The organism is Shewanella sp. N2AIL (assembly GCF_022690845.1).
Taxonomy (GTDB): Bacteria; Pseudomonadota; Gammaproteobacteria; order Enterobacterales; family Shewanellaceae; genus Shewanella; species Shewanella baltica.
Genome location: NZ_JALBYT010000071.1, coordinates 1 through 1,351 on the forward strand (window position 1 = coordinate 1; position 1,351 = coordinate 1,351).

Genomic DNA, 1,351 nt, shown 5'->3' on the forward strand with positions numbered 1-1,351 from the left:
TACACCACTGCCAACGGCTTGGTGATTGATGCCAGCGGTAACTGGAGCATCGACTTAACCGGCACCACCTTGGCCGATGGCACTTACCCTGTCAGCGCCACCGTCACTGACCTGGCGGGCAACAGCAAGACCGTCACCCAGGACGTGGTGATTGATACAAGCTCTGCCAATTCATCGCCAACAGTAATCATTTCAGAAGACATCAACAATGATGGCTTTATTAACAATGACGAACTCAATGGCCAAATAAACATTGCAGTCACCTTAAGTGCAGGTACAGAAGTTGGCGACTCTCTAGTAGTAACGGACCAAGCAGGCAATGAGTTGTTCAACGGGATAATAACCCAAGCTATGTTAGACAATGGTTTAGCGCTAGCGATTGATGCCCCTGCGATTGGAACCAACTTAGTTATAAGCGCCGAAGTCACAGATAAGGCAGGAAATACTTCATCCGGACAAGATCAGGCTAGCTTAACCAATACTCAGAGTGACACTCTGGAAATAGCCGAAGACAGTATTGGTACTGGAAATGTACTCACTAATGATGTTGGCAATACTTCAGTTGTCAGTTTCAGCCTTGATACGAACAAAGATGGAATCCAAGAAAACTTCGCTGTTGGCCAAACAGCAGTGATTCTTGGAGTGGGTAGCATTACACTAAATGCCGATGGTAATTATAGCTTTACACCAGCGGTAAATTACGATGGTCCAGTACCAGAACTCACCTATGTCACTAACACTGGAGAGTCAAATACATTAACAATCAAGATCTCCCCAGTAGATGATGTGCCTGTGATTGCTGGCGACGATGTCGGCGCGGTCACTGAAGATGCCACCGATCCAGTTCTGACTGACAGCGGCACCTTAACCATTACCGATGCCGACAGCGGCCAAGCGGTATTCCAAGCGGGCAACGGCGTTGCTAGCAATGGCGCGCTCGGCAGCCTGACTATCGATGCGGCGGGCAACTGGACTTACAACGTCGATAACGCCGACGTGCAATATCTGGCTGAAGGCGAAACTAAGGTCGAAACCTTTGTGGTGTTGAGCCAAGACGGCACTGAGCACACGGTCACCATCACCATTACCGGCACCAACGATGTGCCTGTGATTGCTGGTGACGATGTTGGCGCGGTCACTGAAGATGCCACCGATCCAGTTCTGACTGACAGCGGCACCTTAACCATTACCGATGCCGACAGCGGCCAGGCGGTATTCCAAGCGGGCAACGGCACTCCAAGTGTTGGCGCGCTCGGCAGCCTGACTATCGATGCGGCGGGCAACTGGACTTACAACGTCGATAACGCCGACGTGCAATATCTGGCTGAAGGCGAAACCAAGGTCGAAACCT

General features: G+C 50.9%; 1 protein-coding gene. It reads left to right on the forward strand.

Annotated features, from left to right (window positions below):
- Window positions 1–1,351: VCBS domain-containing protein (locus MO387_RS20730; protein WP_242326508.1), on the forward strand; the 1,351-nt coding region annotated here is incomplete at both ends.